General features: G+C 38.1%; 2 protein-coding genes and 1 pseudogene. 1 reads left to right on the forward strand and 2 read right to left on the reverse strand.

The window, feature by feature from the left end; translation table 11 throughout:
• Positions 1 to 149 precede the first annotated feature (149 nt).
• Positions 150 to 947, reverse strand: coding sequence for a hypothetical protein (locus tag X919_RS14750; protein WP_155949657.1), 798 nt, complete (start codon positions 945 to 947; stop codon positions 150 to 152).
• A 53-nt stretch (positions 948 to 1,000) separates the two neighbouring features.
• Positions 1,001 to 2,455: pseudogene (locus tag X919_RS15915) on the reverse strand (transposase).
• 259 nt (positions 2,456 to 2,714) lie between these two features.
• Between X919_RS15915 and X919_RS0104180 the strand changes: the two are divergent.
• On the forward strand, positions 2,715 to 4,337 hold the full coding sequence (locus X919_RS0104180) for a malolactic enzyme (protein ID WP_028899144.1): 1,623 nt from the start codon (positions 2,715 to 2,717) through the stop codon (positions 4,335 to 4,337).
• The last annotated feature ends 476 nt before the right edge of the window (positions 4,338 to 4,813 follow it).

Genomic DNA, 4,813 nt, shown 5'->3' on the forward strand with positions numbered 1-4,813 from the left:
AACTCCAAATCTTTTTAGAAAAAATCTATATCTAAAATGAAACTTTTCGATTTATACAACAAAATAGAGATAATAACGACAAGAAACCAAATTATCCCTTACACCTTAGTTATATAAAGGCAACTACACTAAACATCGCTATTCCATATCTATATTATTTTGATTTCATTAGCCTTAACGAACTCATTTGAAGCATCCATATAAGCACGAGTCTCCCTAAATGTAATAATTGACCCGCCACTTTTCAATACTTTTCTGTCAACGAAACTATCTTGAGGGAAATCTTCTATTAACTTATTCTTTAGCCAATCATTATTCCAAAGCTGAGTACTTTCTCCCATTACAAGCTTACACAAATTTACATCATAAGGTGAAACTTTATACTCCTTATCTCTACTATAGGCCATGTCCTGAAGCCAAAGTTTTGTATAAGCAGAATTAAGCAGGTCTATCAGTCGCTTACAAACTTTTGAAACAATTTCATCACGAAGTGCATTATCTCCAATACTTCCCATCATCCTACTGATTACCCTTAATGCATAGTGCACAACAGAAACATTTTCGATGGCAATCTGTGCACATATTGCACTCATGCTTTTTACATTCTCTACCAATCCCCAAAGCCTTACAAACTCCACTTCTTTATTATCTTCCGCTCCTTCATAGCCTTCTATTGTGAACCTTGCGCCATGAGAAGTTAGTTTACTTTCAATTCTTTTGTCTATATCACTAAGCATTGTACGCAACTGCCCCGCATTAGGATATTTACGTCCAAACATCAAAATATAGAGTAAATATTTCTGAAAGCCATCAAAATCACATCCTCGCTTATTAAAAATAGGTGTATTGAAAATATAGAAAAGTTTATCGGGCTTGATCGTATCCAAAATAATCGAATTACTAACTAAAGTTTCCCACCTCTCAAAACATTGTCTTTTCTCATTCACCTTTGCTTGTCATCCCCCATATTCATTGACTTTTAACACATGACTAATAGAAGTTATGTAGTCTGTCCATATACTTCATCCCATTTTTCCAATGCTTCAGCCATTACAAGGATTTTGCTCATCTCTTTGTCGTTTCCGCTGATTGCAGCCATAAGGTGTTGGGGCGTCATCCCAAGCACTTCTCCTAAAATGCGAAGAATGCGTTCGATACAGGCAAGAACTCGCTTCCATAACGTGAGTGCCATGAGGTCGTCCTCCATATCCGAAAAGAGTTCGCCCATAGTTTGATATTCTGTGAATCTCTTTTCCAAAGCCATGACGGTATATGTAAGGTAACACAGCGTTGCGTCGGCTATCTGACCATTAAAGTCGCAACCTTGATAACCTCCTAATCCGAGATATTGCTTAGTCTCCTTGTTCATCACTTCTATGTTCCATCTGATCTGATACACTTCAAAGGCTTTTACGAAAGACATCGTAGTATCCGTGGTGAGCAGGACGTTCCATGCGGAATTCCTACCATACTTGATGAGGAAGATTCTTACAGGTATATCTCCTAAGTGTCCGCTGAGCTGAATATATCAACATTTATACTTACGACAGATCTTTCCTCGTTCGCATTCATAGGTAGCAATGAGTTCTGCAGCATTTTTCTTTTTGCCCGATACAGTATATTTCGTCTTTCCCATTTTAGCAAGTCCAACAAAGTGCATTCCCCCTTTACCTATGCTTCTAACACATGCCATAAGTTGCTCGCAGGTGAACCAACTATCGGTAATCACATACTTCGCATGTAACCCCATCTTCCATCCACGGCGAAGCATATCCATGGCAACTTCCATCTTAGACATCTTACACTCTTGAAAGCGCTTATAATCGGGGTTATCACTATTCCTCTTGATATGATATGCCTTCCTACGTTGCTGTTTTGTCAGCCCGCAGTCACCTTGTTTCCCTTTTTCCTGATGCAGTAAAAAATCGAAGGGTATGGTTGTCTTGCCGTCAAAGAATGCACAAAGTAGCAGTTTGTAGCCCAATACGCACCTACCTTTTACATGGTCGTAAACACAACTGACACCTTCCATTCTCACACCACTCTCCTCAAGCACAGTATCATCTATAATGAAACATGTCATGGTATTGGATTGAGGAGCTTCGCTATACTTACGTAAAAGGCACATATAACGCAGGGCAAAGTGATTCATCAAGCGTCTCCAATCCATCTGTGGGCGAATCATCATGCGATAGAAACAGTTCTTACCATGATTTGAAAGCTCATATATCTTATGTTTGCATATACTGTGAATACTTTCACCCACAATGCGGAAGAGGCAAAGAGAAAGGATTAATTCCGAAGCCGAAACTCCATCATGTTTCTCCAATGACAGGCGAGATAACAAGTGACCAATGCCAAACTTGCCAAAAAGATGAAATAAATCATCACTCATTCGAGTTTTAACATTCAAAAGTTTGGATAACTCACTTATTTTCTCTATTTTTGCTTCCATAATAGTTTTGTTGTCTTGTCTTTAAAATCAGTTCTTTAGCGATTACTAATTTCCAAAGAAAATTCGACAAATTGTTATTTTTTCTATCTATTTATTAGGGTGGGAAACTTTAGTTATTAATGGAGTTATTAAAAGATATCTTCATAACACTGAAAGATTAGACAAATTTGATATCAAATAAGATTGTCAATTAAAATTATATATAGATTCTAATAAGTAGGAGGGGTAACTTTTCTCTACTATTAAAAATTAAGAAAGTATGGGTACATTTAATGAAATCTTGAACAACCCTTTCGTTAACAAAGGAACAGCCTTTAGTATGGCTGAGCGTGAGAAATTAAATCTCGTAGGATTACTCCCTCCGGTTGTGCAGACACTTGAGGAACAGATAGAAAGAACATATCTGGAATATCAGAAAAAGGTAAATAATCTGGAGAAACGTGTATATTTGATGACACTTTTCAATACCAACCGCACTCTGTTTTATGCACTTATGGCGCAACACATCGAGGAGTTCATGCCGATTGTTTATGATCCGGTTGTTGCAGATGCTATTCGACAATACGACGAATTATTCATGAAGCCACAGGATGCAGGATTCCTCTCTATTGACCATCCTGAAGATATTGAGAAATCATTGCGCAATGCTTCAGAAGGAAGAGATATAAAACTCATTGTGGTTACTGATGCCGAGGCCATATTAGGTATAGGTGACTGGGGTGTAAATGGTGTTGCTATTGCCATTGGAAAACTAATGGTTTATACTGCAGCGGCTGGTATTAACCCTAATGAGGTATTGCCACTAGTACTTGATGTGGGAACTGATAATAAACAGTTGCTCGACAATCCTCTTTATTTAGGCAATCGTCATGAACGCGTTCGTGGTAAAAGATATCATGAATTTGTAGACAAGTTTGTTGAAACAGCAGAACGTCTCTTTCCGAACTTATACCTTCATTGGGAGGACTTTGGTCGCCCTAATGCAGCGGCCATTCTCGAACGCTACCAAAATAAGATTACAACATTCAATGATGATATACAGGGAACAGGTATAGTTGCTTTGGCGGGTATTCTCGGCGCACTGAATATCTCAAAACAGAAATTTACTAACCAATGTGTGATGGTGTTTGGTGCAGGAACAGCAGGCGCAGGTATTGCACATCAGATTTACGAAGAGTTCATGCAACAAGGACTATCTTCTGATGAGGCAAAGCAACATATTTATTTAGTAGATAAGCAGGGATTACTCACTGATGACATGACTGATTTGACAGAAGGACAGCAGTTCTTTGCACGCTCGACAAGTGATTTACAGCTGCCTCAACCTACTTTACTCGCAGCAGTTCGTGCTATTCGGCCTACCATATTAATAGGAACTTCTACATGTCCAGGAGCATTTACAGAAGAAATTGTGAAGGAAATGGCTGCACATACAGAACGTCCTATTATCTTCCCACTATCAAATCCAACAGAACTTGCAGAAGCAAAGGCTTCTAATTTGATAGAATGGACCGATGGACGTGCGCTTGTCGCTACTGGTATACCAAGCTCACCTGTCAATTATAAAGGAGTAACTTACACTATCGGACAGGCAAATAACGCTCTAATGTATCCTGGATTAGGACTAGGTGTGATAGCTTCTACTGCAAAATTAGTAGATCAATCACTATTATCAGCTGCAGCGCATGCATTAGGCGGAATTGTGAATGCATCACAACCTGGTGCAGCAGTACTCCCTCCTGTGAACAAAATAACTTCTTTTTCACAACATCTTGCTGAGGTGGTAGCACAATATGCTATTGATCATCAAAATACAAGAGAGAATATTACTGATGCACGTACTGCTGTTGAGCGTATAAAATGGTATCCTAGTTATGAATAGTCGGGATATACAAGTGATATTATATTGCTAAATATTGCTGTCCGGTAAAACTTAAATTGAATAGAAATCCTTGCGGAATTGCCTTTTTTAGGTAATTCCGCATTTTTTGAAATTCAAGCCCCCTAATTAATCCTCCCTTATAAACCTAATATTCCTCTGATTCATAGTATATTATGCTATAAATTATGGTTCTTCCGTTAAATGGATAGATATATCTCATAAGTTAGGACATTTCAGTTAATTCCCTCTTAGAACTATCCAAGGCAGCCAAAAACTGCATTTTTTTCCTTGGAGAAGTTCCCAGAAAAAGAATATGCTGTGTTATTTGTTCAAAAATCTCAAATACTGAGTCATATGGACACACCTGCCCTTTCCATACTATCTATGGATTTGTAAAATTATCCTTAAGAGACCTCTGCAAAACCTACCATCCACTCAATTCTCACCCATACACTCTTAGAAGAATAAATCTTTTT

It is taken from the genome of Prevotella sp. HJM029, from assembly GCF_000599605.1.
Lineage (GTDB): Bacteria > Bacteroidota > Bacteroidia > Bacteroidales > Bacteroidaceae > Prevotella.

What these genes read in the sequence shown, in the direction of transcription:
- X919_RS0104180 (WP_028899144.1), top strand. Translation starts at nt 2,715, where the DNA reads ATGGGTACATTTAATGAAATCTTGAACAACCCTTTCGTTAACAAAGGA.